Annotated in this window: 27 protein-coding genes and 2 pseudogenes; 15 read left to right on the top strand and 14 right to left on the bottom strand. The window is 38.8% G+C overall.

All coding sequences use genetic code 11. From position 1 onward, the window contains the following. Positions 1-199 precede the first annotated feature (199 nt). The 7 genes and pseudogenes from QI031_RS26015 to QI031_RS31800 all read left to right on the top strand — a co-directional run. Positions 200-895: pseudogene (locus tag QI031_RS26015) on the top strand (ISKra4 family transposase); the annotation flags it as partial. A gap of 320 nt (positions 896-1,215) precedes the next feature. Next, the gene (locus QI031_RS26010) at positions 1,216-1,989 is read left to right on the top strand and encodes a nucleoside phosphorylase (RefSeq protein ID WP_281482475.1); all 774 of its coding nucleotides are present in this window, start codon (positions 1,216-1,218) and stop codon (positions 1,987-1,989) included. Positions 1,990-2,069: 80 nt separating this feature from the next. Further along, positions 2,070-2,423 (top strand): S-layer homology domain-containing protein, encoded by a 354-nt coding sequence (locus QI031_RS26005; RefSeq protein ID WP_281482474.1) that lies wholly within the window; start codon positions 2,070-2,072, stop codon positions 2,421-2,423. 184 nt (positions 2,424-2,607) lie between these two features. Then, on the top strand, positions 2,608-2,784 hold the full coding sequence (locus QI031_RS26000) for a hypothetical protein (protein ID WP_281482473.1): 177 nt from the start codon (positions 2,608-2,610) through the stop codon (positions 2,782-2,784). Positions 2,785-2,857: 73 nt separating this feature from the next. Beyond that, entirely contained in the window at positions 2,858-3,049 is a 192-nt protein-coding gene (locus QI031_RS25995; RefSeq protein ID WP_281486124.1) for an RNA-binding S4 domain-containing protein, read from the top strand. 678 nt (positions 3,050-3,727) lie between these two features. Next, a complete protein-coding gene (locus tag QI031_RS25990) occupies positions 3,728-4,303 on the top strand; it encodes a retropepsin-like aspartic protease family protein (protein WP_281482472.1) in 576 nt (191 codons plus the stop codon). Between the two features lie 16 nt (positions 4,304-4,319). Next, positions 4,320-4,425 (top strand): annotated as a pseudogene (locus QI031_RS31800) (IS982 family transposase); the annotation flags it as partial. Between the two features lie 224 nt (positions 4,426-4,649). Here QI031_RS31800 and QI031_RS25985 read toward each other — a convergent pair. From QI031_RS25985 to QI031_RS25970, 4 genes are all read right to left on the bottom strand, one after another. Next, positions 4,650-6,812: a peptidase domain-containing ABC transporter gene (locus QI031_RS25985; protein WP_281482471.1), complete on the bottom strand. Its 2,163-nt coding sequence runs from the start codon at positions 6,810-6,812 to the stop codon at positions 4,650-4,652. 96 nt (positions 6,813-6,908) lie between these two features. Continuing rightward, entirely contained in the window at positions 6,909-8,729 is a 1,821-nt protein-coding gene (locus tag QI031_RS25980; protein WP_281482470.1) for a beta-barrel domain-containing protein, read from the bottom strand. A gap of 1,348 nt (positions 8,730-10,077) precedes the next feature. Then, on the bottom strand, positions 10,078-10,788 hold the full coding sequence (locus QI031_RS25975) for a hypothetical protein (RefSeq protein ID WP_281482469.1): 711 nt from the start codon (positions 10,786-10,788) through the stop codon (positions 10,078-10,080). A 133-nt stretch (positions 10,789-10,921) separates the two neighbouring features. Beyond that, a complete protein-coding gene (locus QI031_RS25970; protein WP_281482468.1) occupies positions 10,922-11,629 on the bottom strand; it encodes a diacylglycerol/polyprenol kinase family protein in 708 nt (235 codons plus the stop codon). Between the two features lie 61 nt (positions 11,630-11,690). Between QI031_RS25970 and yidD the strand changes: the two genes are divergently transcribed. Beyond that, positions 11,691-11,945, top strand: coding sequence for a membrane protein insertion efficiency factor YidD (gene yidD, locus QI031_RS25965; protein WP_281482467.1), 255 nt, complete (start codon positions 11,691-11,693; stop codon positions 11,943-11,945). A 185-nt stretch (positions 11,946-12,130) separates the two neighbouring features. Here the strand turns inward: yidD and trpC are convergent, their stop codons facing one another. Beyond that, a complete protein-coding gene (gene trpC, locus QI031_RS25960) occupies positions 12,131-12,997 on the bottom strand; it encodes an indole-3-glycerol phosphate synthase TrpC (protein WP_281482466.1) in 867 nt (288 codons plus the stop codon). A gap of 131 nt (positions 12,998-13,128) precedes the next feature. Next, entirely contained in the window at positions 13,129-13,395 is a 267-nt protein-coding gene (locus QI031_RS25955) for a HetP family heterocyst commitment protein (protein WP_281482465.1), read from the bottom strand. Between the two features lie 1,863 nt (positions 13,396-15,258). On the opposite strand from QI031_RS25955, the gene QI031_RS25950 reads away from it, so the two are divergent. Both QI031_RS25950 and QI031_RS25945 read left to right on the top strand, forming a co-directional pair. Continuing rightward, complete coding sequence (locus tag QI031_RS25950) at positions 15,259-16,437, top strand: PAS domain-containing sensor histidine kinase (RefSeq protein ID WP_281482464.1); 1,179 nt, start codon at positions 15,259-15,261, stop codon at positions 16,435-16,437. A 124-nt stretch (positions 16,438-16,561) separates the two neighbouring features. Continuing rightward, a complete protein-coding gene (locus tag QI031_RS25945) occupies positions 16,562-17,455 on the top strand; it encodes a response regulator transcription factor (RefSeq protein WP_281482463.1) in 894 nt (297 codons plus the stop codon). Positions 17,456-17,460: 5 nt separating this feature from the next. Here QI031_RS25945 and QI031_RS25940 read toward each other — a convergent pair whose 3' ends face one another. The 3 genes from QI031_RS25940 to rsmA form a co-directional block, all read right to left on the bottom strand. Continuing rightward, positions 17,461-17,772 (bottom strand): DUF3082 domain-containing protein, encoded by a 312-nt coding sequence (locus QI031_RS25940; protein WP_281482462.1) that lies wholly within the window; start codon positions 17,770-17,772, stop codon positions 17,461-17,463. 94 nt (positions 17,773-17,866) lie between these two features. Then, complete coding sequence (gene ispE, locus QI031_RS25935; RefSeq protein WP_281482461.1) at positions 17,867-18,811, bottom strand: 4-(cytidine 5'-diphospho)-2-C-methyl-D-erythritol kinase; 945 nt, start codon at positions 18,809-18,811, stop codon at positions 17,867-17,869. Positions 18,812-18,830: 19 nt separating this feature from the next. Beyond that, the gene (gene rsmA / locus QI031_RS25930; RefSeq protein ID WP_281482460.1) at positions 18,831-19,646 is read right to left on the bottom strand and encodes a 16S rRNA (adenine(1518)-N(6)/adenine(1519)-N(6))-dimethyltransferase RsmA; all 816 of its coding nucleotides are present in this window, start codon (positions 19,644-19,646) and stop codon (positions 18,831-18,833) included. Positions 19,647-19,851: 205 nt separating this feature from the next. On the opposite strand from rsmA, the gene QI031_RS25925 reads away from it, so the two are divergent. Together QI031_RS25925 and QI031_RS25920 are read left to right on the top strand one after the other, a co-directional pair. Next, complete coding sequence (locus tag QI031_RS25925; protein ID WP_281482459.1) at positions 19,852-19,995, top strand: type II toxin-antitoxin system RelE/ParE family toxin; 144 nt, start codon at positions 19,852-19,854, stop codon at positions 19,993-19,995. Between the two features lie 11 nt (positions 19,996-20,006). After that, on the top strand, positions 20,007-20,321 hold the full coding sequence (locus tag QI031_RS25920) for a HigA family addiction module antitoxin (protein ID WP_281482458.1): 315 nt from the start codon (positions 20,007-20,009) through the stop codon (positions 20,319-20,321). A gap of 24 nt (positions 20,322-20,345) precedes the next feature. Here QI031_RS25920 and QI031_RS25915 read toward each other — a convergent pair whose 3' ends face one another. Continuing rightward, the gene (locus tag QI031_RS25915; RefSeq protein WP_281482457.1) at positions 20,346-20,684 is read right to left on the bottom strand and encodes a type II toxin-antitoxin system PemK/MazF family toxin; all 339 of its coding nucleotides are present in this window, start codon (positions 20,682-20,684) and stop codon (positions 20,346-20,348) included. Beyond that, positions 20,671-20,844 carry a CopG family transcriptional regulator gene (locus tag QI031_RS25910; protein WP_343217823.1) on the bottom strand — a complete coding sequence of 58 codons (174 nt, stop codon included), beginning with the start codon at positions 20,842-20,844 and terminating at the stop codon, positions 20,671-20,673. The genes QI031_RS25915 and QI031_RS25910 overlap by 14 nt, the downstream gene beginning before the upstream one ends. A gap of 195 nt (positions 20,845-21,039) precedes the next feature. Between QI031_RS25910 and QI031_RS25905 the strand changes: the two genes are divergently transcribed. Together QI031_RS25905 and QI031_RS25900 are read left to right on the top strand one after the other, a co-directional pair. Continuing rightward, positions 21,040-21,423 (top strand): Pepco domain-containing protein, encoded by a 384-nt coding sequence (locus QI031_RS25905; RefSeq protein ID WP_281482455.1) that lies wholly within the window; start codon positions 21,040-21,042, stop codon positions 21,421-21,423. A 62-nt stretch (positions 21,424-21,485) separates the two neighbouring features. Next, a complete protein-coding gene (locus QI031_RS25900; protein WP_281482454.1) occupies positions 21,486-23,348 on the top strand; it encodes an SUMF1/EgtB/PvdO family nonheme iron enzyme in 1,863 nt (620 codons plus the stop codon). A 188-nt stretch (positions 23,349-23,536) separates the two neighbouring features. On the opposite strand, the gene QI031_RS25895 is transcribed toward QI031_RS25900, so the two are convergent. After that, positions 23,537-24,079, bottom strand: coding sequence for an REP-associated tyrosine transposase (locus tag QI031_RS25895; protein WP_281482453.1), 543 nt, complete (start codon positions 24,077-24,079; stop codon positions 23,537-23,539). 213 nt (positions 24,080-24,292) lie between these two features. Here QI031_RS25895 and QI031_RS25890 point away from each other — a divergent pair, with 213 nt between their 5' ends. Next, a complete protein-coding gene (locus QI031_RS25890; protein ID WP_281482452.1) occupies positions 24,293-24,616 on the top strand; it encodes a nucleotidyltransferase family protein in 324 nt (107 codons plus the stop codon). Here QI031_RS25890 and QI031_RS25885 read toward each other — a convergent pair. Continuing rightward, positions 24,563-24,898: a XisI protein gene (locus QI031_RS25885; protein ID WP_281482451.1), complete on the bottom strand. Its 336-nt coding sequence runs from the start codon at positions 24,896-24,898 to the stop codon at positions 24,563-24,565. The two genes, QI031_RS25890 and QI031_RS25885, sit on opposite strands and share 54 nt — an antisense overlap. Further along, a complete protein-coding gene (locus QI031_RS25880) occupies positions 24,886-25,302 on the bottom strand; it encodes a XisH family protein (protein WP_281482450.1) in 417 nt (138 codons plus the stop codon). The genes QI031_RS25885 and QI031_RS25880 overlap by 13 nt, the downstream gene beginning before the upstream one ends. Positions 25,303-25,372 lie beyond the last annotated feature (70 nt).

The following is a 25,372-nucleotide window of genomic DNA, read 5'->3' as shown; positions in this document are numbered from 1 at the left end:
GGAGTCTGCGATCGCCTTCTCTAACCCCCACTTTAGGAGTCAAATATAGGGGTGCAGAGTCTTGCGCCCTTTCAAATAAATATCAATTATTTTCGGATTTCGGTTGTGCAGCTTGTCTAACAATTTGTTCGTCTAAGCCTAACGCTTGAGCTATCTGCTCAATACTTAAACCCAAAGCTAATAACTGGGGTATCGTTGTCAAAACTTTGAATTGCCAATACAAGAAGACTTGGTTGAAGAATTAAGCGTCGATGGTGAGTCCAGCCACACGTGCGGCTATGCCGCCAAGTGGACTGGCGAACCCCGAAGGGGTGGAAACATTCGTGTTCGCACTACTGAAGGTGAAATATCCGCTTGGCTTGGCTATAAAGCAATTAGCTTACATCACAATGGAATGGTTGGAACGTCCTTTCAAGACAATCAGGTTGTAATTGATTGGGTTAATAACCAACCGCTGGCTAACACAGTTACTTGTGTTGGTGATGGACATGATGGAATTTGGAATATTGTTGACCAACTAGCCCCTGATGTACAGTGTCGAGAAGTACTTGATTGGTTCCATTTGATAGAAAACTTACATCAAGTTGGGGGTTCGCTAAAACGCTTGAAACAAGCACAAGCTCTACTATGGAAAGGCCAAGTTAACGCTACTATTGCCCTATTTACCAATTGTAAAGGTAAACAAGCTCAAAACTTTTGCCATTATCTGGATAAACATCGCAATCGCATTATTAACTACGAATATTATCAAGCTGAAGAAATTTGTTCGATTGGTTCTGGTTCAGTTGAATCTGCCGTTAAACAGGTTGACCGCCGAACGAAAATTTACCGGGCACAATGGAAACGAGAAAATGTGCCTCAAGTCCTCGCCCATCGCTGTGCCTACCTCAGATGATAATTTTCCCTCAAATGGCAGTTTAAAACTTTCTGGCGGAATTGGAGTTGATTCTGATTGTCGGTACATGGTAACTTCGGATACAGTGTCTTCAAACTGACCACTGTGATGCAAGGATTTTGGGCTATTTTACCTTCTTTCCTTGCACCTGAATCTACTTCTACAGTCTTTTCTTCTACAGACTACCAACTTTTTTTTCTTTTTCAGCAAGCCCTAGGTAGGGAACAGGAAACAGGAAACAGGGAACAGTTAAGAAGGGATAGATATGTACTGAATCGTGTTCAAAAATCAAATAGGAGTCCTATAGTGCATTTACTAGTATGACCAATAAACGCTTCTATCACATTGGTTTTGGGCTAGGTGATTTGGGTTCATCGCCTCCCAAAATGGCGCTGTTATCGGGAGATCCTCAACGGGCGCGTTCAATTGCTCAAACCCATTTACAAGATGTGCGTTTATTGTCGGAAAATCGCGGACTCAATAGCTACATGGGATATTTACCCAATGATCGCCCCATTTTATCTATTACTAGTGGTATGGGTGCGTCTTCTTTAAGTATTGTCGTCAACGAGTTGGTACAAGTAGGAATCCAGCAAATTATTCGCATCGGGACTTGCGGATCAATTCAACCTTATGTGCCAGTCGGAAGTATTGTGATTAGTAGTGCAGCATTGTGTCGCCAAGGTGCAGCCAATGATATTGCGCCTGTAGAGTATCCTGCTTGTGCTGATCCTTTTTTGACAGTCGCCTTAGTTAAAGCAGCACGAGAATTAGAATTTGAACACTACATAGGAATTACGGCATCAGTTGATACTTTTTATGAAGGACAAGAACGTACTGATTCAGCCAATCCCAATTTAATGCGATCGCTACAAGGTATTACAGAAGAATATCGACAGTTGAATGTTTTGAACTATGAAATGGAATGTGGCACATTATTTAAAATGGGTGGTGTGTATAAATTTGCGGCCGCTGCTGTTTGCGGTGTAGTTGCTCAGCGCACTGTTGCTGAAAATATTATGTTAGCGCAAAAAGATATTGCGATTAAAAACGCGATTATTACTGCTATACATGTAGCAGCAAACTTTAAGTAAATTACTTCTACCTTAAGAGCGCCAATTATTAAGTCTTAAATTGCTAAAGTGAATAAGTAGACAAATAATAGTTAAGCTCAATGTTTAAAATATCATCCACCATTTTAAGTGCTTTGGCACTAGTCACAATTCTTTCTTATCCATCAAGAACGCTATCACAAACACCAACTGAAGGACGAAACACAACTTCTCAGTCAGGTTGCTTATCTGGCTATCCTGACAATACATATCGAGGTTCGCAACCAGTTACACGCTATGAATTTGCGGCTGGTTTAAATGCGTGCCTCAATCAGTTAAATCGACTAATTCCCGCTAACCGCAAGGATTTAGCAACAAAGGAAGATTTGGAAATTTTGCTACAACGGCAGAGGAAATTAAACGAACAAGTTCGAGAACTTAATCAGCAAGTTGATACTTTACCTGTCACAAAATAAGTAGCCATTATGAACTGGGATTAGTCGATGCAATGTTGACGACGGAATACGCCTACACGCAATATCAAAAGATGGAATAGTTAGTCATCCTCAAGCATTAAGACGAATTACTTCTATTGGTTGTAGACGGATTGATGACTAAACTGATTATGTTAATATTAGTAACTATGTCAGGCAAAAAAACATGAATCAGACAATATTAACAATTTTGGTCTTTGGGTTATTACTATTATTTATTGTTTCTCCCTTCGCTGCTCTTGCAGGTTTGATGATCATGTTGTTAATTGCAGCATTTTTCTTTTTCTTTGCAAATGTGTTTCAAGCAATTATTGGTGGTGATATTAATTCTAAAGAGCCATAAAGACAACAAAAAATTGATACCATCATTCAATTAAGTTGTGATGCAGCGTGAATTACTTTCAACAACTAACAACATGATTAAACTCGACCAGTTTTTAAAGTTAGTGGGTATAGCCTCAACTGGAGGGCAAGCCAAACTGATGATTCTTGATGGTGGTGTCAAAGTTAATGATACAGTTGAAACTCGGCGAGGACGGAAATTAGTATCAGGCGATCAAGTAACAGTAGAAGGGAAAACTTTCGAGGTTGGAGAGTTGATACAGTAGTGGTCTGTCAACCCAAAAATAACAGGTGGAGGCAGGCAGGGGAAGCAGGGGAAGCAGAGGAAGCAGGGGAAGCAGGGGAAGTAGGGGGAGAAAAGAACTGGACTTTTTCACATTAACCCAGCAAAATTATCTTGACAGAGTAGTAGAGCGATCGCAGAGTATTAAAAGAGTTAACATAATTCGTAACTAATAATGGGCTACGCACCGCTACATCTCAGCGCAGCTATGCCGCAGGCTTTACGTAATTCATAGTGCTTCTAGGTGGGGACTATGACACCAAGTAATTACTAATTCGTAATTATTTGATCATACCCTATATCTTAGTAAGTTGGCGTAACGCACTCCCAAATCTGGTTTTTCAGTTTTGGGAATACAACTATTTATTAAGCTTTTGGTTGTAGCTTAAGTAGTTTCATCATGTCTTTACCTAATCTTCAATTTATCTATTAGTAATTACAGGTAGGATGTATTTAGTAAGGTGTGATTTCATCTTATAAAAATATATGAAAAAATAAAAAAATCTTTATATATATCCTGAATAATACCAAAGCCAAAAAATCTACATAATATTTATTATCCTCTAGTTATTTAACCAGGGGTTAATTAATATTACGTTTTCATATTATTTGTGATTACTAATGACTAGCAAAAATAGAAAATATTGGAGAGCAAGATAAAATGAAGAGTGCTTGTAAACGTTGGATTAAAATTAGTAATCTAGCTGTGATAGCGGCAATACCAACGTTGATATCTTTAGCATTTCTCCATCGTGCTATGGCCGAAGATCCAGGAGCGTGTTTTATGATTAACTCTGCTGGGAGAACTGTGAGACTAGCAAAACTTTGTAGTACTACAAAAGCACCTTCAGATTCAGCACCTTTAGACAACAGAGTTTTTCGAGTTCCCATTAAACGCCGCCTTGGTGGAACTCCCATAATTGATGTCACTTTTAATGACAAGCAAACTTTTGAGATGATTGTAGATACAGGCGCTAGTGGTACTTTGATTACTCTTGGTATGGCGAGTACACTCAAACTCGAACCCACAGGTTTGATGAAAGCCCAAATAGCAGATGGTAGCCAAGTACAATTTTCTACTAGTAAAGTCAACTCTATTGCTGTAGGTGGAGTTATAGCCAATAATCTTGAAGTAGCGATCGCTCCAAAAGCAGGTATTGGGTTACTAGGTCATGATTTCTTTGGTAACTACAATTTGACAATTTTAGAACGGGAAGTGGAATTTCATCCTCGCTAGTGATCTGTCAATTCAAAAATATCGTAGTCCATTTAACTTTTTGGTTAATGTGATGGTAGGGCTGACTGCTTACACTTATTTGCCCAAAAGACTTACATGCACTGCCTCCTGCCATTTTTTAGTTCCATCGAACTTATGTTTTTTTTTAATTGGTATCAAGATTAGAAATTAAAAATGCGTAGAGTAATACTTTGTTGGGTTTCGCTGTCGCTTAACCCAACCTACTAGCGCGTCTAGTATAAGTTGTTGGGTTGAGTAATCAATCATGATTGAATGTTGGTTTTTCAATCTGATGAATTAAACATTTTAAACTTGTCGCGCTACTACTATATTTCAAGTAAAATTTTCACAATGATAAAAACTGCAAATGCTCTCCTGGTTGCGAGAGGAAATTCTCTGGAGTGCCTTGCATTTGTATTTGACCTTTATCTAATAGTACAATCCAATCTGCCCTATTGATAACGCTGGGTCGATGGGTGATTAAAATTGTAGTTCTGCCTTTGCGGGATTGTAAGAGCTGATCTAGTACTTGAGATTCGCTAACTGGGTCTAATCCCGCAGTTGCTTCATCTAAAATCAGTATAGGTGGATCTGTGAGGATTCCTCTGGCGATCGCTAATCTTTGTCTTTGTCCGCCAGAAAGATTTGCGCCAAATTCTCCTAAGACAGTTTGATAGTTATTCGGAAGTTGACTGATAAAGCCGTCTGCATCAGCAATTTGGCAAGCTTTGACAACTTCTTCAAAAGATATATAAGGCGTTCCTAAGCGGAAATTTTCTAAAATTGAGCGACTCCAGAAATGCGGTTCTTGGGGTACATAAACGATTTGTTGTCGCAGACAATCTAGAGAAATATCTTGAATGTTATAAAAACCAATCCGAATATTGCCAGAATCTGGTTGATATAAGCCTCCTATTAGTTTTGCTAAAGTACTTTTACCACAGCCAGATTTTCCAATCAAAGCAATGACTTGGCCTCCAGGCAGTTTGATGGAAAAATCTTCTAATAAGTCAACTCTGCCAGGATGGTGAAATGTGAGATGAGAACAACGAATATCTGCGTCACCGGGGATTTGGGCAATTGGCTTTTGACTACCTCCCACTACTTCTGGTGTAGCATCAATCACTTCTAAGAGGCGGGAGATGGCTGTTTGAGAGCGAAAATATTCATCAGTTAAGCCAACTAAAGTGTCAATTAAATTCAAAACGTTAATCTGTAGGGCGTTAAAAGCTAGCAGCTGACCGATGCTTAATTCTCCTTGAATCACTAGGATGCTTCCTATACCCAGTAAAATAATACCGCCAATGGTGGAAAGAAAATTCGCAACAGTATTATTGATAATACCAATTTGGGTAGTGCCGAAAGTGAGATTAGCAAGGCGACCAAAACGACTTTGAAATTCATCCCAAAATTGGGGAGCAGCATTGGTAGTTTTGAGTACCTGTGCGCCTTTGAATGTTTCTACTAAAACACCTTGATTCTCAGAACTCAAAACCAAAAGACTACGAGTTTTTTGTTGGAGAATAGGTAAAAAAGGTAGGGTGGATAAGGCGATTAAAGTACCAATAAAGATAACTGCTAGGGTCAACTTCCAGCTATAAAACAACATGAAGCTGAAAGAAATCACAGCAACAAAAAACTGACTGGGCAATAGAACCACAATCTGCGATACTAACTGATTAATATCATTGATATCTCGCAGTCGGCTACTAATTTCGCCACTACGGCGGGCTTCGTAGTAATTTAAGGGCAATTGCAGAATTTTTCGCCCAAACTCTAAGACTAGCCCTAATTGCAGCCGCTGACCAAAATGAGCAATCATGGTGGCTTGCAGTAATCGTAAACTACTGCTGAACAAGGTCATAACCATAACAGCCAACACTACAACAGTTAGTAATTGGGTATCTCCGCGCACCAATACATCATCGGTGAGGATTTGGATCAAGATGGGAGTACCCAGCGCAAGTAGACCCAAAACAACGTTGATCATTAAAACGTGAGTTAACAATCCACGATAAGGCAGAATCCGCTTAAAAAAGCGTCCTAAACCACCTTTAGCTTCTTCTTTAGGTTGCTCATAAAAGCGGTCTGGATCTGGCTCTAGTAAGAGCATCACCCCATTCCAAGCTGTTTTTAACTCTTCTTTACTGACGTAACGGATGCCCACAGCAGGATCAGCTATGACATAGTTTTTGCCTTGTTGGTCATATAAAATAACCCAGTGGTAGCCTTGCCAATGGATAATCGCTGGCAGCTGAATTTCTTTGATTTTGTCGATGATGGCTGGCGAAGCTTTAACAGCTCTAGCGTTAAACCCTAGAGTTTCACATCCTCGTTTTAGTCCCAACATAGTAGTTCCTAGTTGCCCAGTTCCTACTACTTCTCGGCTACGATTGATGCTTAAAAACCGACCGTGGTGTTTACAAATCGCCGCTAGACAAGCTGCTCCGCAGTCTTCTTCGCTCAGCTGTAAAACAGTCTGATAGTTTTTTTTGAATAGATTCAACATATGAATTTGTCTCACGCAAAGGCGCAAAGGCGCAAAGGTTAAGAGTTTTTGATTTTGAGTTTTTCAAGTTCATGCTTCGATTCAGCAACGCCGGAATTAAAAATCGGTGATTAATTTGGCTTTGCGGAGTATGAATTGAAGCACTGTTTCTTCACGGGAAATAATATCGGCTCGACCTTCCATGCCTGGCTTGAGATCGCAGTGGCGATCGCCTCTACCTACATTTAAGGTTTGCGGTTCAATCATGACTTCGTAGGTAGCCGCTTGTGATGTGTTGGGTGCTGCACTATTTTGGGCAGTTGGTAAGGCATCTGGTGCAATTGTTTTGACGGTTCCTTTGAGAGTGCCGTAGTCTGGATAGGGGCAAGCAGAAACCCGCATCTGGACTTTTTGACCTGCTTTTACTTTGTCAATATTTTGAGCTGTTACTTCTGCTTTAATCACTACTGGGGCATTTAGAGGAGCAATTTGAGCAATAGCTTCACTGGGTTGGACTACCTGATCAGGGTTGCGAAGTTTTAATTGCAGTACAGTCCCAGCGATCGGAGCGCGAATTACAGTCTTGTTCAGGTCATTTTCTACTTGTTGTAGGTCTTTAACAGTACTAGTGAATTGCTTTTGAAATTCTAGGCGTTGTTGGAGTAAAGTTTCTCTTTCTTTTTTCAAAGCGGCTAGGGTAGCTTCACCCTTGGCTCGTTCTTGCTTAATTTGTTCAGATACTACTGTAACCGCTGCATTACTGGGATTAATCGCGGTTTGAGCTTTTTCTAGATTAGTTTGGGCGATGGTTAGGGCTTGGTCTTTTTCTTCTAAAAGATTTTTAGCATTAGCTTTGGCTTGTTCTAGCTTGGCTTCGGCAGAGATCACCGCCTGATCTTTTTCTTCTAAAAGATTTTTAGCATTAGCTTTAGCTTGTTCTAACTTGGCTTTAGCAGATACTACTGCTTGTTCTTTGTCCTCCAAAAGATTTTTAGCATTAACTTTGGCTTCTTCTAACTTAGCCTCAGCAGAGATCACTGCTTGTTCTTTTTCTTCATAAAAATTACGAGAAATTGCACCCAATGCTACTATCGGCTGCAATCGATCTCGTTGCACCTTAGCTAAGGTCAAAGCTGCTTCTGCTTCTTGTACAGTTGCCGTTAATACTTTTTCTCGCTGCAATCGATCTCGTTGTAACTTAGCAAAGTTTAAGGCTGTTTCTGCTTCTTGCACAGTTGCTGTTAAGAGTTTTTCTCGCTGTAATCTATCTCGCTGCATCTTAGCTAAAGCCAAGGCAACTTCTGTTTCTTGCACAGTTGCTGTTAAGAGTTTTTCTCGCTGTAATCGGTCTTGTTGTACCTTGGCTAAAGTCAATGCGGCTTTTGCTTGGTTCATATCAGCTAAAGCTTTGATTTGCTGGTCTTCATAGTTGCGTTGAGTACCTCCTAACTCAGCTTGAGCGGCGATAATTGTGCGGTTAATCAGGTCTGTTTGGGCTGCTATTTGAGTATCGATTTCACTGAGTTGAGCATCAATTTGACTTAGTTGTAATTTACTCTGCTGAATACTGTTTTGTAGCTGGCTTTTTTGAGTTTGCAGACGAGAATCATCGACGTAAGCAATAACTTCCCCTTGGGTGACAACTTGATTGTTTTTAACTCCAATTTTTTCAACTATTCCAGTAATGGCAGATTCCACAACCCGCAGTTCTCCTATGGGTCGGATAGTTGCAGGGGCTTTGACTGTAATTTTGTATTTGAGAATAGATGTAAGACTCAAAGCTGCTACAAATATACACAGTAGAAACCCTCCACCGACATTGATCCACTTACCGATGTGCGGAAGAAATTCATTAGCTTCAACTGTAGGGAGCTGCTCTGGCATCGGTTCATTTAAACTATGCCAAAAATTATTTTCTTCGCTACCTATAAAGTTCACGGTACTTTACCTTAATTATGGTTATCTAAATGTTCTGTTGATTTTTGAATAACACTACAGGTAGATTTATATGACTTGATGGCAAATTGCTCATTCAGGAGGAGTAGGAAAACTCCTGTAAAATGGGTCTTGAGTGCAATATTTAGTGAAATGGCAATGTATGCTGCTAACAGTAGCAACAATCTTGTTTTGCGATCGGTTATAATCATCAAAGGGGAATGAGAAGGGTATGCGCGACACGCAAAAATGATCTTTCTCAAATCTCAAACGTGGATAAGGCGTTGAGACCACGGAGGAAAACGCTCAAACTCCCTCAAAGTCCTCACTTACGTTGAGCGAGTAGCAATAATCTCCTCCAGTCCCCTTTTTATATTTAAAAAAAGGATTGTAGAGACTTACTCGCAAATTTATTATTGTTTGATGTATTGAGTTAAAGTCTTGGGTTTTTAGTTAGGGTAAAAATCAGACGGTTAAAGAGACACGATAATTTGATGTCTCTATACGTCAATTTGTCTTTGACGCACTACTAGTACAACTCTTAAATACTAAGTGTTGCCCAAATATACAAAGTTTTGTTGGCAAAAGCTAGGCTTGTGATAACTCTAGAAATAGCTTTATCAAGCCTACAACATCTGATGCTGCACATTATTCTGATTAAAGAAATTGCTGTTGCTGCTTTAAGCGGCGAATTGCTAGAGCAAAATTGCTGCAATTCATTTCAAAGACTATCGTTCAGCTAAGAACTTTTGCTGAGTAGATTTTGGATGCAATTATTTTATGTGACATGATTGTTAGCCTCACTTACACACTCAAATAGACAGACCACCTAAGTACCTAACTATAAGTACTGTTTGTCAAGATTTCATAAACCTAGAGGTAGAAATCAAAGTTGTATATTTACTCCTCAAAGTAGATATAAAAACTTCCATTTTTTATAGAAATACTAATATCCTTAGAGGCGAAATAGTCAATTATGGATGCTTTTGAAGTTATCTCAAGCATTTAAACAAATATTCATTAAATGTATGAACAAAATGGATAGAGAAATAAACCCCTACGTCAAACATTTTTTTATTAAAAAATTGGATATAAGGTATAATAAATATTTTTTTCTAGTTATACCAATTTCCGAAAAGAATGCGACAGACGCGTAGGTTGGGTTTCGTCCCTCAATTCAACACCTCAAAGCCTTATATATGTTGGGTTTCGCTGTCGCTTAACCCAACCTACATTTGTAGCAATCATTCTTCAAATTGGTATTATCTAAAATTGTCAAGTCATAAATTATACTAACAACCTCTCCCCAGGACGAAGAGAGGTTTAATGATTACGAGAACACCAATTTACTTTATTGGGAAATATCTAAAAGGTCTGCTAACTGCCGAAGTTGCTGCTGCTGTTTGTTAAATTGCTTTTGTTCTGGTGTTAGAATATCGCTGTCAATTGGTTGGCGCATATCCCATTGCCACTCGGCTAATATTAGTAAACTCATGATGATGATGATACCAGTAGCGAGAAATTGCCATTGACCAAAGTAAGGCATAGCCATAATTCCTAACAGATGAATTATAGCTGTCATCAAAAAAGTACGCGATCGCAAAGCTAATGCTGTACACAAGTAACCAATACTACTCAATCCCAACCATAAGGCACACAGACGCATCAAAATTTCGCCCCAACCCAAAAAAATGCTTGCGTCGGTGATTAAAACTCCCCCTAACATCAAAATCACCCAACAATATATCAGCCAACGCACCTTTTCTACACTTACCCAAAACCAAGTCAAAACTACCATGCCCATCGTACCGAGGCAGGTAAGTACTGACCACAAAATTGCTTGTGTATACCAACTAATAGGTAAAAACTGGGCTGTCAAAAACATACCTGCACATATTAGACCCCAAAGGATAAAGACCTGATCTATGCGGGTATAAAATCCAGATAATACTCTCAATTGACCAATTTTCAAATTGAGACGTAATAAACCTTGCAAGTCTTGAAAGTCTAAAGCTTCTTGTTTATCACGCAGTAGTGGTTGAGAGATGGGTAAAACAGTCATTCAGCATTTTTATTTAAAATTATGGTTAACTTTAAAGCATGATTTTAGTAAAATTAACCAATAATTTAATATTTTTTAATCTCTATCTTTGGAGAGTAGACAATTACACTTTTTGAGTATAGCAGTGTCAAATTTACTTTAGTGGCCATAGCTGAAATAACCCAAAAGCAAGGGCTGCACTGCCTAAGGGAACTGTTAAATTATCAACACCCAAAAATGATATAGCTTCTAAGGCAGTAGCGACTAAAGCAACCACCAGTGATATTACCCAAGTTTGCCAGATGTTTCCTTCTACACCCAGTAAAATTAAGCTACTAACAAGGTAACTGACTACAGCCATAATTAAGGAGCCTTCCCAGCTTTTTTGCGCTCCCAAGATTTTGTATTTATGTTTACCAAAACGTTGCCCAATCAAGGCAGCTAGTCCATCGCCCCATGCCATTACCATAATTCCTATTGCTGCATACTGGGGCTGTTGCAAGTGCCAGAAATAAGCAACTAAAATACCAACACTGACAGCGTAAAAAAATGTGCCTAAGCTTTGACGACCGACGCTGTTAATACCAGGAAGAATAGGAAATTTGTATGATAATAAGGTGACGGCACTCGCTATAATTGAAGCCGTAATGCCTATACTTGCAGGTACATCAAGCCACCAAGCCAGCAAAATTACATTGCCAGTACCAATATGAACAATCTTGCGTAATATTTCTGGCTCATCACTAACGAAACGTTTTGCTAACCATGCGATTATGAGGATGAGTAACACCCAAACTGCAACTATGGTAATTTGCAGCCACAAAGAGGAAATCGAGGTTAAATCAACAATTGAAGTCAACAAATATCTTACAAAATGGGTAATTTTTACCTTTGTTATTAATTATAAGATTTAGGCGATCGCAATGAAATTATTATTTATTTGGCTGATTCGGGGTTACAGAATGTTTATTTCGCCGCTGTTTCTCCCTACTTGTCGCTTTCAACCAACTTGTTCTGTGTACGCCATCGAAGCAATTGAAAGGTTTGGCGTGTGGCGTGGTGGTTGGATGGCAACTCGGCGCATCTTCCGTTGTCATCCATTTCATCCTGGTGGTTATGATCCTGTACCAGAGTTTAGGGAACAGGGGAGCAGAGGGGCAGAGGGGCAGAGGAGATGAAGAAGGAAATTCTTTCCTCTATGCGAACCACCATGCAAAATTGTCTTGGCAGATAACTTATACCATTTCACGAAATTATTGATACAAATTACTTTTCTTACTCCCCCTGCCTCCGGTCACTGAGTTTCGACTGCGCTCAACTACCGCGTAGCCGAAGTGCTGCTTCCCCTGCTTGCCTCCACCTGTCATTTTTGGGTTGACAGGCCACTAGGAGGATCAAGTTTCATTAGATGACGCACGGCTTGTTCTATATCTTGTTCTTTAATTAAAGATTCTCCTATAAGAACCGCATGTGTACCAGCTTCGCCCACCAGTAATAAATCAGTATATGTGTATAATCCCGATTCACTGACGATCATCACACCCAAATTTTGTAACTGCGATCGCCTGGCTGCTATTAATCTTTGAGTAGTGCTGGTATCGATTGTAAAATCTTCGTAACTTTGATTGTTAATTCCGATTAAACGAATGTCGTCTAGCTTCAATACCCGATCTAGTTCAGTCAAGTTATGAACTTCTATTAAGGCGTTCATCCCCAAATAATGAATCACTCGCAACAAGTCTTGGAGTTCCCTGTCTGTCAAAATGGCGGCGATGAGTAGCACCGCGTCTGCTCCTGCTGCTCGTGCTAAATAAATTTGGCAAGGATCAATAATAAACTCTTTGCACAGTAGGGGTAAAGATATTCTCTGGCGGATGGCACGCAGAGTTTCAAAACTGCCATGAAAGAATGACGCTTCAGTGATCACAGATATACAAGCTGCACCACTTTGTTCGTATGCTTTGGCGATCGCCATTGGGTCAAAATCTGCTCGGATAATACCATGAAGTGGTGAGGCTTTCTGGATTTCTGCAATCAAGCTGGGTCGATGAGGATTTTGTTGCAAGGCTGTCAAGAAATCTCGCACAGTTGGAGCAGCAGTTAATTGACGTTGCAAAGAAGCCAATGACATCTGTTGGTGCATTTGCATTACTTCTTGTTTTTTGTGCCACACAATCTCTCTGAGAATGGGGTGCAGACGGTTATTACCAGGAGTGAGTGGATAAATCATAAGCTGCGACAAATCGGGAGATGGGGTGACTCAAAAAGTATGAAGCATGAAACCGCTGCTTAACTTTACTAATCAAACTTGTTGCGAGTATGGAGTACAGTGGGTAATTGCTGTCTATTGACGTTCTAAATTTAGAGCCTCATCCAATTTGGTTTCATGTCAAAATTATCAGCTTCTTTTGTTTTAGAACTGTCAGTTAAATAGTTGTTTTTCAAGAGTCGAATGTACGTGCGATAGGGTATATAGTCTATAGGGTTATAACCAGAAAAACGCAGAATTAAAACACATGCCCAGGAATACTTGCCGGCAATAATTGCTTTAATTATCTGTTCGATTTGTTCGGTATTGATTTTATTGCCAGTCTGCGAACTATAAGTAGTATTCATTTTTTGATGCATAGTCTTTCCTCATTTTGTTATATTTGCAGTTCTGAGTTGAGACAGTGATTTTGTTGGGGATTGATGTTTTTTATCTAAAATCAAAAGTTATGTTTTTCAGAGTTTTTTTACTACCTACTAGACTAGGAAGCTTGTAATGATTGCAAATAGGTTTTAAAAATAGGGGTGAATTTAACCAGTCAGCATTTTTATCTGCCTCAGAAAGATCCAGTTAAACCAGCCCCTACAGATGACCCGTATTGCAGAAGTAGCTTCTTTTTTAAGAATACTCAATCTTTATCCACAGATATATGTCTAATTTTTTGGTAGACTTATCTCTTTTTTCTCTTTTGTAGTTTATTACTTCTTGTAAACGAAAAACTTTATTGAGTACTATTTTATCTAAGAATTAAAAATTATACAAATTTATATTCAGTCACAAAAAAATGTCAATCTAAAGATTCTTTTTTGATTTTGTCTTTTTAATTTACTATATCTCGCTGTTGCGATCGCAAGTTAGCGTCTCATCCTTAGCACTTAGTAATATATGTTTCTACTGAATACTGAGATTTGCTTTATGCGTCTTGATTTACTTAATAATGATCACAAGTAGAACCAAAACAATAATGCTGTGTTTATAAAACAAATTATACGGTAGTCGTATACGTAGTCGTAATACCAATATTAACTATAATTCAACGTCTACAATGCTTACTGAGCAAAGATAAACGGTTGATTAAGTTGGGATAATTGATAGTTATAGTAATTAACTTCTGCACTTATTTTAAAAGTCAAAAAAATTACTTTATAATTTATGGATAAATAAAGTTACTAGATTTAAAAACTTTGTAATCCTTCGTTTTTATAGATGCCTAAAATCAAGTTATAACTACCATCGCTAAAACATCAGCAATTTTAGAGTTAAAGGCTTTCCATAGCAGATAATGTTTATTTACAACCTAAATTATATGGTTATACTAGCAAGTTATTTAAGGTCTACAAGCTTGATAGTACTAGCTTACTACGATTATTTTGCTACTTCCTGTCTCTTCAAATTAACCGTATGTGTTGCTCAACACATACGGTTTTAACATTTTATCTTTCTTTTGAAAGATGTCTTAGCAGTATATATATGGACTTTAATAAAAATGTACGTCCTGTGAAAGATGACTCAGCATATTATTATGTACTTCAATCCTTGAAGGAGTAAAATTAAAATTACAAGCAAAAAATTGCTGATGTTAAATAAAAAAATCTAGATTTCGATAGACAAAACATCAATAATTAATAACAATATGAAAATAAAGAATAAATCAATATGCAATAAGCTGAAATTGTCAAATAGATTTGTTTTCGCCATAATGTGGAGTTACAACTGATTATATTTATCGTCACAACGAATGTATTATTTTTAGTGAATTTTTTCACCATTACAAGAGCTTATTTCTCCGGAGAAAGTCAGATACTTTATACATAAATTAGTCTATTCAAATTCACAATCAAAAATTGTTTATTTATGTAACTGATAATAAAGTGTTTACTCTATGTTGGTAAAATTATATTTACAATAACATTGTTAACTATTTTCTACTTTAATTTGTTTTTTGATAGTTAGTAGTGAAATCAGAATTTAGATGATTCTGATTCGTAACTAATTAATGGCTGTATTACCAACTGATTAAAAGGAGTGGAGTGATAAGGATGAATTCTGGTGATTCTACTTTAGTTCAATCTAAATCTCAATTGGCACTACAGCCAAAAGTAAAATTAAAATCCGTTGATTTCTTGTTCAGTCAAGCTAGCACGGGTATAAGGCTTTTTCATATAAGCAATTGCAAATCTAATGATTATAGCACTAGCATTGCACAAAGGAGAGTATTGGGAGTGGGTTTATCGCCAACTTTCGCTGATGAAATAGTAGAGTTGAGAATGGAAAAATGGTTTGATGAATTAAACGATGCTGTAGAGCATACACAACAGGAAGTTTCTAAATTGCAGAAAGAGGATATATTATGGCTGAATGAAGTTAGATTTCGCACTTTGGTAGAAACGACGGATGCGATTATTTTCATCATTAAAGGTTCAAAGCTATCTTATATCAACCCAGCAGTGGAGTTACTTACTGGCTATACAAAAAAAGAGTTACTAACTGGCTTTGATATTGACCAACTGATCAAAAATAAAGAACGCAGACATCTCCAAAATAAAAACTCTGAATATCAAGAGATTAATATTCTCACCAAAGATGGTACTGAACGTTGGCTAGCTTGTACAGTTGCAATGTTTGATTTTGAGGGTACGCCAGTGGAAATGATTGCAGGTATTGATGTCACTGACTACAAACAAGCAGAATCGGGATTTCATCAAGCTTTAAAACAAGTAAAGCAACTGAGTGAACAAAGAGCAAATTTTGTTTCTATGGCTTGCCATCAGTTACGCACACCGCTGAATGTTGTCTCAGTCTCTAACAGCTTACTCCAGAAACGCATTGATGAACTAACAATAGCAAAAACGCGATCGCTAGTTGATCACATTCAAACAGGAGTTGAAAAACTCAGCCTAATTTTAAATGATATCCTATTATTTGCACAGGCAGAAGCAGCAAAAGTTAACTTCGATGTCAAACCACTTGATTTGATTCAATTTTGTCATGAGTTAGTGGCACAAGTGCAAAAGAGTAGCGCTGAGAATGTCATCAATTTTGTGAGTCAATGTAACTCTTTAAGCGCTAATGTGGATCAAGAACTGCTGGAGCGTATTCTCAAGAACTTGCTTGATAATGCGATTAAATACTCTTCAACTGGTAGCGCGGTTAATTTACAACTTGCTTATAAAGATGAGAAAGTAATTTTCCAGATAATTGATAGAGGAATTGGCATTCTAGCAGCAGATAGACAACGACTTTTTGAGCCATTTTATCGAGGTAACAATATCAAGAATATATCTGGTACTGGACTGGGTTTATCGATTGTCAAAGTTCTAGTGGATTTACATGGTGGTCAAATTGCAATAGAAAGTGAGGTTGGTGTAGGTACTACTGTGACTGTTATGTTGCCATCCTAAATATGTAGATTTTCTCTAAGTCCCTAAACAAAGTTAATTGTAGTTCCCTATTCCTAAGAATTTATAGTGTAGTCAGCACAGAGTTTGGTCATTATTCCCTGCCAAAAATTATAGTGAGAGAAAAATGATGCATAAATCGTCGAAAACAATTCTTGTGATTGAAGATGATGCTCCTACCCGCCATCTTTTCTTAGACATTCTTGAGGCTGAAGATTTTGACACAATAGGTGCTGAAAATGGTCTAGTTGGCATTGAACAAGCACAAAAGCATTTACCAGACTTGATACTTTGCGATATTGCTATGCCGGATATGGATGGTTACGGTGTTTTGAATACGCTGCGTCAAGATCCTCTAACAGCGATTATTCCCTTCATTTTTCTTACTGGTAGGGATGCCAAAGCATCTGTTCGTAAAGGTATGGAATTGGGGGCAGATGACTATCTTACCAAACCCTGTACAGTAGACGAATTACTCAAAGCGATCGCCGTTCGATTAGAAAAGAAACAAGCAATCTTCAAACATTGGTATGCGACTAAATCTCATCAAGTCTCAGAAGCACTGCCGACAAATAATATAGCTTCTGAGTCCTTTTTTCCATTGGTTCCTCAACTGAAAGAAGTTTTTGATTACATTGAAGCTAACTACGATCAAGGGATTACTTTATCTGATGTGGCCGATGCTGTTGGTTATTCGTCAGCATACTTAACCAGTAGAGTTGCCAAAAAAACGGGAGATACTGTTAACGGTTGGATTGTCAAGCGCCGGATGGCAGCAGCACGTCCTTTGTTGCAGGATACTGATCAGACAATTGAGCAGATTGCGATAAAATTGGGCTATCAAAATGCATGTCATTTTTCTCGCCAATTTCATCAACATCACGGGCTACCTCCCAAAAATTGGAGAAAACAGCAACAAAATCAGCAAAATAAACTTTTTCAGGCTTCGCGAAACCAGAATTTGCAATCAATCAATACTCGTTCTCAACTAGGAGATTACATACCTTTCAATCTTGGCTAAAATTGTTAATTGCTCTTAGGCTTTGTCAACTGCTGAATTATCGATTGTATTGCCAAAGCCAATAAACCGATTGCTACTATGCCAAAGATCCCACTTCCTAGGGCAAACACCCCTACAACTAAGGTACGAACAGCAGAGGAAATTCTCAGTGTTAATACATTATCTGAATGGATTGGTTTAGTGGCAAAATTGGTCGCGATCGCAATCATCAACGAGTATACTGCAAAGCTCAGTCCTCCGGAAATCACTGCTCCAGTGACACAGCGTAACAAACTGGGTGGAGTTTCTGTTTGTGGTGTTAAATTTGGGTCGTTCATTTTAAATTAAGGTATGGGGCATTGGGCATTGGGCATGGGGCTACAGATTCAAAGTGTGAAAATCCAGATGAAATTTAAATTTATTAATTACGAATTACGAATTAATCTGAATGCCATGTGTAGTCGTTTTAGTTACGAATAATTCTAAATCTTTGTCAGGAATTGCTTCTCTAATTTTTAGTTTAACTGTTTGTGCTTGTTGTTCAGATTCTGTAAGTGCAAAAACTGTCGGCCCTGAACCAGACATCATTGTTCCTAACACTTGTTGTTGATTGGCCAAGAGTTCTCGCAGTTGCAGAACTTGGGGATATTCTGGCAAGACTACACGCTCTAAATCATTGTGCAGTTTTTGGGCAATTTCTGTAACATCTTTGTTGAGGATAGCTTTGACCATTTCTCCGGAATGGACTTTACTGGCACGCGCTGTCAAACTATCGTCTTGCAAATAAGAACTACCAAACTGCTGACGATAGGTTTTGTATGCCCAAGCGGTGGAAACTTCTAAGCTGCGATATTTGGCTAATACTATATATATATGATCTAAACTTGATAAAGGAGCAAGTTGTTCACCTCTACCTGTGGCGATCGCTGTACCACCAGCTACACAAAATGGTATATCTGAACCTAAAGTAGCGCCTAGTTCTTCTAATTCTGACTGAGTTAATCCCAACTTCCACAGTAAATCTATCCCTACCAAAACTGCTGCGGCATCTGTTGAACCTCCCGCTAACCCCGCAGCTACAGGTATATGCTTTTTGATCTTAATTTCTACACCTCCATAAGTACTAAAGGCTTCGGGAAATTGGTTTACCATTAATTCTGCTGCCCGATATGCCAAATTACTTTTGTCTGTGGGTACTTGGGGATGGTTGCAATGAACGCGGATAGTATCAACGCTAAGGGAATGCACTTCAATTTGATCAGCCAAGTCAATGCTTTGGAGGATCATTGCCAATTCATGATAACCATCAGGGCGATCGCCAATGATTTCTAAGTATAAGTTAATTTTGGCAGGGGCAGTTAAGGTGTAAGAACGCATATATGTCAGTTGTCGGTTGTCAGTTGTCAGTTAACTGATTTGCTAGTGTTACCCATTGCTGAGTGCTGAGGTCTTCAGCCCTAGCTTGGGGATTTATTTCTAATTGTTCCAGTAAGTGGGTCAGGCGATCGCGATCAACGACTGATTGCAAGTTATTTCGTAACATTTTGCGTTTGGCTGCAAACCCCAATTTTAGTAAGTTCTCCAATTTTTTGGGGTTAATGGCTGGTGTTGCTATCTGCCTTGGATACAACCGCACGACTGCTGAATCTACTTTTGGCGGTGGATGAAATGCACCAGCTGGCACTGTACAAATTAATTCACACTCAGCTAAATATTGTACTCGCACACTTAAGGCTCCAAAAGTTTTCGACCCTGGTTTAGCATATAACCTCTGTGCTACTTCTTTTTGTACTAATAACACTATCGAGTCAAAGGGTTCTGGATTCGGATTGGCGATGCTTCCCAATAGCTTTTCAATAATTGGTCCTGTGATGTTGTAGGGAATATTAGCTACTACTTTATTGGGCTTTTGAAAGTTAGGAAATGCTACTAGATGAGATGGTAAATCTAGGGTAAGAAAATCACCTTGCAGTAGTAAAAAATTTTCAGTTTTACCGAGTTGTTTTGCTAAGAGTTTGCATAAATCAAAGTCTATTTCGACTGCTACTAAAGATTGCACTAAAGGTAATAAACGCCGTGTGAGGATGCCTGTACCTGGACCGATTTCTAAGATGCGATCATTTGGCTGACATGCTGCGGCCTTCACAATTGCATCTAATACCTTTTCACTTTTGAGCCAATGCTGAGCAAATAGCTTGCGCGGTCGTACCATCAATTTTCCTTACTATATCTAATTTTCAGGTTTTTATCAAAAACGCGTTTCTTACTTTTTTCTTACTTTGAATTGTAAAATTTTAATACTTTTACCTGTATTTATTTTGACTAAACACAATTTTAGTGGTAAGTGGACATTACTTTTGAGGATGGCGATCGCTCCACTACAATCAGTGTAGATTTTCCTTTGCGTCTTTGCGCCTTTGCGCGAGACATTCATTTTAGAAACCTTAAAAGGTGAGAGAAAAGGACAGCATAGTATTCGGATTAACGAGCAGTATCGAATATGCTTTATGTGGACAGCCGAAGGTACTTGTGAAGTTGAAATAGTAGATTATCACGATTGAGGTAAGCAGCAGTGAGATTTCCTAAATATCGTCCTCCTAATCATCCTGGAGAAGTTTTACTAAAAGATTTTTTAGAACCTTTGGCAATATCACAAGCCGAACTTGCTGGAGCAATTCATGTTCCCTATCAGCGTATCAATGAACTTGTAAATGGCAAACGAGGCGTGACACCAAGTACTGCTTTGCGATTAGCAAAATTTTTTGGTAATAGTGCAGAATTTTGGTTAAACCTACAACAAAATTGTGAACTATACCACGCCTTTAAACAAGAAGAAGAAGACCTAAACGCCATCTTAACATTTATCCGCCAAGAACAAGTTTTGTAGTTTTGTCAGGTGCATCAACCCAATCTAGCTAATTCCTAAATGCAGTTTTAACGCAGCATCTACTAATTGCATCAACTCCTGACTCAAACTATTTATCACTTCTCCTACAATTCTTTGCTGAGAAATTGTTCGTATCTGCTGCGCCTGTACTTTAGAAGCTTTAGGTAAACCACTATCCTCACAATTGAGTAAAACCTCAAACGGATAAACACGCCTGACATTGGATGTAATTGGTAAGATTGTCACCGTATTAGCAGCACGATTATTCGCATCATTACTAACTATCAGCACTGGACGACATTTATCCATCTCTGAGCCAACCGCCGGACTGAGATTTGCATAATAAATATCACCACGCTTCATCTGCTAATCCATCTGTAATTGTGACATCCCAATCATTGTCAACCTCCGCAGATGCTTCTCGGTAGGCTTGTTCTAACTCCTGTTCGCGCAGCAATTGCAATGCCATTTCAATCACTTGAGAGCGAGATTTACAGCCTTTGGCTAGTTTATAACTTTCCACAAACCTCACCAGAGGAGCTGATAAGGAAATTGAGAGCTTTTCAACCTGCATGTGTTGCAAACATTTTTTGAATTGGTATGACTAAATAGTAGTCTAAAAAGTAGTATTTTTTAATCTGAGGATTTTCTTGTAATCGCCATCTTCACCGTTGTATCTATATTAATGGGACAACTTCATATAATTACTGAAAGTAATATGTTAGACACACCTTCAGACACCATTTGGATTGTTACCGATGAAATGCCTCAAATATCCATACCTGAAGGCGTGAAAGGCGGAACGACTACACGGGGAAGTTGGAGAGATGAACCCACAAGAGATACCAATAACAAAGTAGTAGGAGATGCCGTTCAGGTTAGCGCTGAGAAATTAGAGCAAAACATGACTAGCTTTTTGCAAGTCGTAGGACGCTTATTTAGCCGTGCAGAACAGCAAGCAAATTCTCAAATGCAGCTAGAAGAAATTGAATTATCGGTAGAAATTAACGGCGAAGGCGAAGTTAAATTAATTGGCAGTGGTGTAAAAGCAAGTGGCAAAGGTGCAATAAAACTGACCTTCAAACGGCAAGAACCAAAGTAGAGATATTGCTCTTAACTCTCCGCGCCTCTGCGCCTCTGCGTGAAAATAATCAATAAAGTGAGATGTCAAAAAATTGGGCGATCGCGATCGGCATTAACCGATATGATTATTTACAACCGTTAAACTATGCCAAGCGGGATGCACAGTTAATTCAGCAGTTTCTTCGCAGCGAAGCCGGGTTTGAGAAGATATTTTTCTTTACCGATGACTCTCCTGAAATTGGCGGAAAATCGACTCGTCCCACCCGCGCAAATTTACGTCGAGTCTTCTTAGAGTTATTTAATCAACCCTTCATGGGTGCAGGTGATAACTTTTGGTTTTTCTTCAGTGGTCATGGAATGCGCCATGCTGAACGTGATTATCTCATGCCTAGTGATGGTCATCCAGGAGATATTGCAGAAACAGCGATTCCCATTAACTTTGTCACTGAACGGTTGCGGCGCTGTGGTGCTGATAATGTTGTTTTGATTTTAGATGCTTGTCGCAGTTTGGGAACTCGTGCAGGTGAAGGTATAGGCAGACAGACAGCCGAGGAAGCAAGTCAACAAGGAGTTATTAGTATATTTTCCTGTAGTCCACAGGAATATTCTTATGAAATTGAGGCATTTCAACAAGGTGCTTTTACTACGGCATTACTAGAAGGGTTAGGAGTTCGAGGTCAATGCGCCACCGTTGAGAGGTTGAATCAGTATCTTAATTTTCGTGTGCCGGAAATTGTGCGTCAGCATAACAATGGGAGACAAACACCTTATATTATTGCCGAACCTGTAAATAAATCTCACCTGATACTTGTACCACGATATGCAACTTTAGCAGATATCGCCACACTCAAAAATGATGCTTATCGTGCTAAAGACGAAGGGAATCTGGATTTATCCGAACAATTATGGATTCGGGTATTAGCTGCGGCTTCTGGTACAGATATAGAAGCAGTCAGAGCGTTACAAAGAATTGAACGTTTACGCTGGGAAGGTCAAGTAATATCTCCACCACCTTCTAGAAATACTCCTGATAATTCTACCAAGGGAACATCTACAGTTGAAAAAAATCCCTTAAAAACCTTTCAATTTGAAACGGTGACGGTAGACGCACAAGGAAACATCACCAACCGCCGCAACTGCGAAGCGAAATATTGGGTTGAAGACTTAGGCAATGGTGTCACCTTAGAAATGGTGCAGATACCAGGGGGAACCTTTATGATGGGTTTACCGGAAGGGGAAGCGTATTTAAGTGAAAAACCACAGCATCAAGTAACTGTGCCTGAGTTCTTCATGGGTAAATATCAAGTCACCCAGGCGCAGTATCAAGCGGTTATGGGTGGTAACATTTTTCAAAAAATTATAGGTAATAACAATAATAATCCTGCCAATTTCAAAGGTGAAAAACGACCAGTAGAAACAGTGAGTTGGAATGATGCGGTAGAGTTTTGTCAAAAATTGAGTCAGAAAACAGGAAAAACATATAGACTACCTAGTGAAGCAGAATGGGAATATGCTTGTCGTGCTGGGACAACTACGCCGTTTTATTTTGGTGAAACCATTACTACAGATTTAGCAAACTATAGAGGAACAGATTGGAATTACGAAGGCACATTGTATCCTGGCAATTACGATAAAGGGCCAAAAGGTCAATATCGTGAACAAACCACAGATGTAGGAAAATTTCCGCCTAACTCTTTTGGTTTATACGATATGCATGGCAATGTTTGGGAATGGTGTCAAGACCATTGGCATGATAATTACAATGGCGCACCTACAAATGGCAGTGCATGGCTCAATGATAATGATAATCAATCTCGCCGTCTGCTGCGTGGTGGTTCTTGGGGCTACCTCCCAGTAAACTGTCGCATTGCGTACCGCCTCAGGTATGCAGCCGACTTCCGTAACTACGATGTCGGTTTTCGTGTCGTGCTTGCTTTCGCGTGAGGACTCCTTTCCCTTTGCTCTTTTGCCCTCTTGTCCTTTACACTTCTTTACTTTTCCCTCTTCCGCTGTAGACCGCAAATATTATAGATTACTCGTAGGTTGGGTTGAGGCTTTGCGAAACCCAACAAATCTTGTGGCAATGACATGAGAAAAGTTGGGTTTCACTTCGTTCTACCCAACCTACATGGTTATTCTTTGCCAATGTGGGTATCAAATACAAATTCTTCCCCTGCACCCCACATCACGTCATACATTCCCTGACGAACTGAACGATGAAAGCTTGAATATTCCCAATCCTTGGGAGCTTGCACCAAACCATGTTTTACAGGATTGTAGTGAATATATTCAACATGCTTTTTAAAATCCACCTCATCTCTAATTAAATGCTCCCAAAAACGACGCTGCCAAATCGCCCTTTCTTGTTTTATTTGCCGAGAAGTAGATAAGTATTCTTGTGATAAGATATTGCATTGGCGACTAAAATAGCTTTTGATTAAACGCCAACGAGTAGAAAAATTACTGTCTTCTGCTGGCAATGTCCAAATACAATGAAGATGCTCAGGCAATAAAATAAAGGCATCAATGATAAATGGGTGTTGTCGCATTACATACCGAAAAGCATTCCTCAACAAAGCCACATTGGTAGGTAAGCAGAATAATTTTTGTCTGTTATGTGTAACAAGCGTAAAAAAGTAAGTACCACCTTTAGTTATTGCTCGGCGATATTGCATTTGTTATAATTGCCCAATTTGAATTGACGTAAATGTAGTAAATGTAGGTTGGGTTGCGCTGGGCTTAACCCAACTTCTAGATTAAAATAGAATGTTAAGCGATATTGAACAAGCAAAAAACCGAATAAACACCTATTAAATGTTGGGTTTCACTTTGTTCAACCCAACCTACACCTGAAACAAAAATCAAGTCTTCCAGAAAAATATGACACTATGGCAGAAAATAAAAAAGTAGGATTAAAACAATTACTACAAGAAAAACGAGAAGAAATTATAAACATTGCAACCAAACATGGAGCTTATAATCTGCGCGTTTTTGGTAGTGTAGCTAGGGGCGAAGAAACAGAAGCTAGTGATATTGATTTTTTAATTGATTATGATTTAGATAAAATTTCTCCTTGGTTTCCGGGCGGGTTAATTCTAGATTTAGAAAATTTGTTAAATCGTAAAGTTGATATTGTCACAACTAAATCATTACATGATTTAAAAAACTCCATAGCCTGTATATTCCCGCATTTGGGGAGCTTGAAATCCTAAAACAATATTATCTTTAGGAACACCTCGCTCTACAAGTTCTTGAGCTATTCTCATTTCCGTCATATTTTGCTCAATTGAAATTTTTCCCTGCTTAATATCCAAATGTAAAACACAACCATAAACTCGCCGATGACCATCCCAGCCCACATTCATAACCATATAATGGTCTTGTTTTGTATCAAAAACCGTGTAGCAATCAATCTTACCATTTGCTATTGGGATAGCAGCATAAGCCGTCAACAACGACTGAATAATATAGCGATAAGACTCTACGGTATCCATTGTAAAATTACCTCTTGGATTGGGTCATAAATAATTTGTTTAATCTGATATCTCTCTACAGATATTTGGGCAAATTCCCGCTTGAAAAAAGCTTCATAAACACCTACAGGCACTGCCAAATATAGAATCCGAGTCGGGTCGCTGATTTCAAAGGCAAGTCGATAATTCAAAAACTGTCCCAACGCAGCATGATAATCTGTTAGTGGTGAATCACTCAGAAATGTTTTAATCTCAACTGCAATTTTTTCTTCACCTCGCTCTGCGGCTAACAGTTGCTCTGCACCTAAATCTATTTCAAACTTAGTACCACCAAATTCCAGTCGCAGAGGATCATCGGTTATCTTCCACTGCTCCTTTTCTAAAGCAATTCTAACCACAGCATGAAATTTATCTTTAGCTGCCATCGTTAATTTTGTCGGATTTACTTAACATTTTAGTGCGTAAGCGCAGCCCATTGTAGTGCGATCGCAGCCA

It is taken from the genome of Halotia branconii CENA392 (assembly GCF_029953635.1).
Classification (GTDB): domain Bacteria; phylum Cyanobacteriota; class Cyanobacteriia; order Cyanobacteriales; family Nostocaceae; genus Halotia; species Halotia branconii.
Note: the sequence above shows the minus strand (reverse complement) of the source record. Positions and strands in the feature narration are given on the sequence as shown.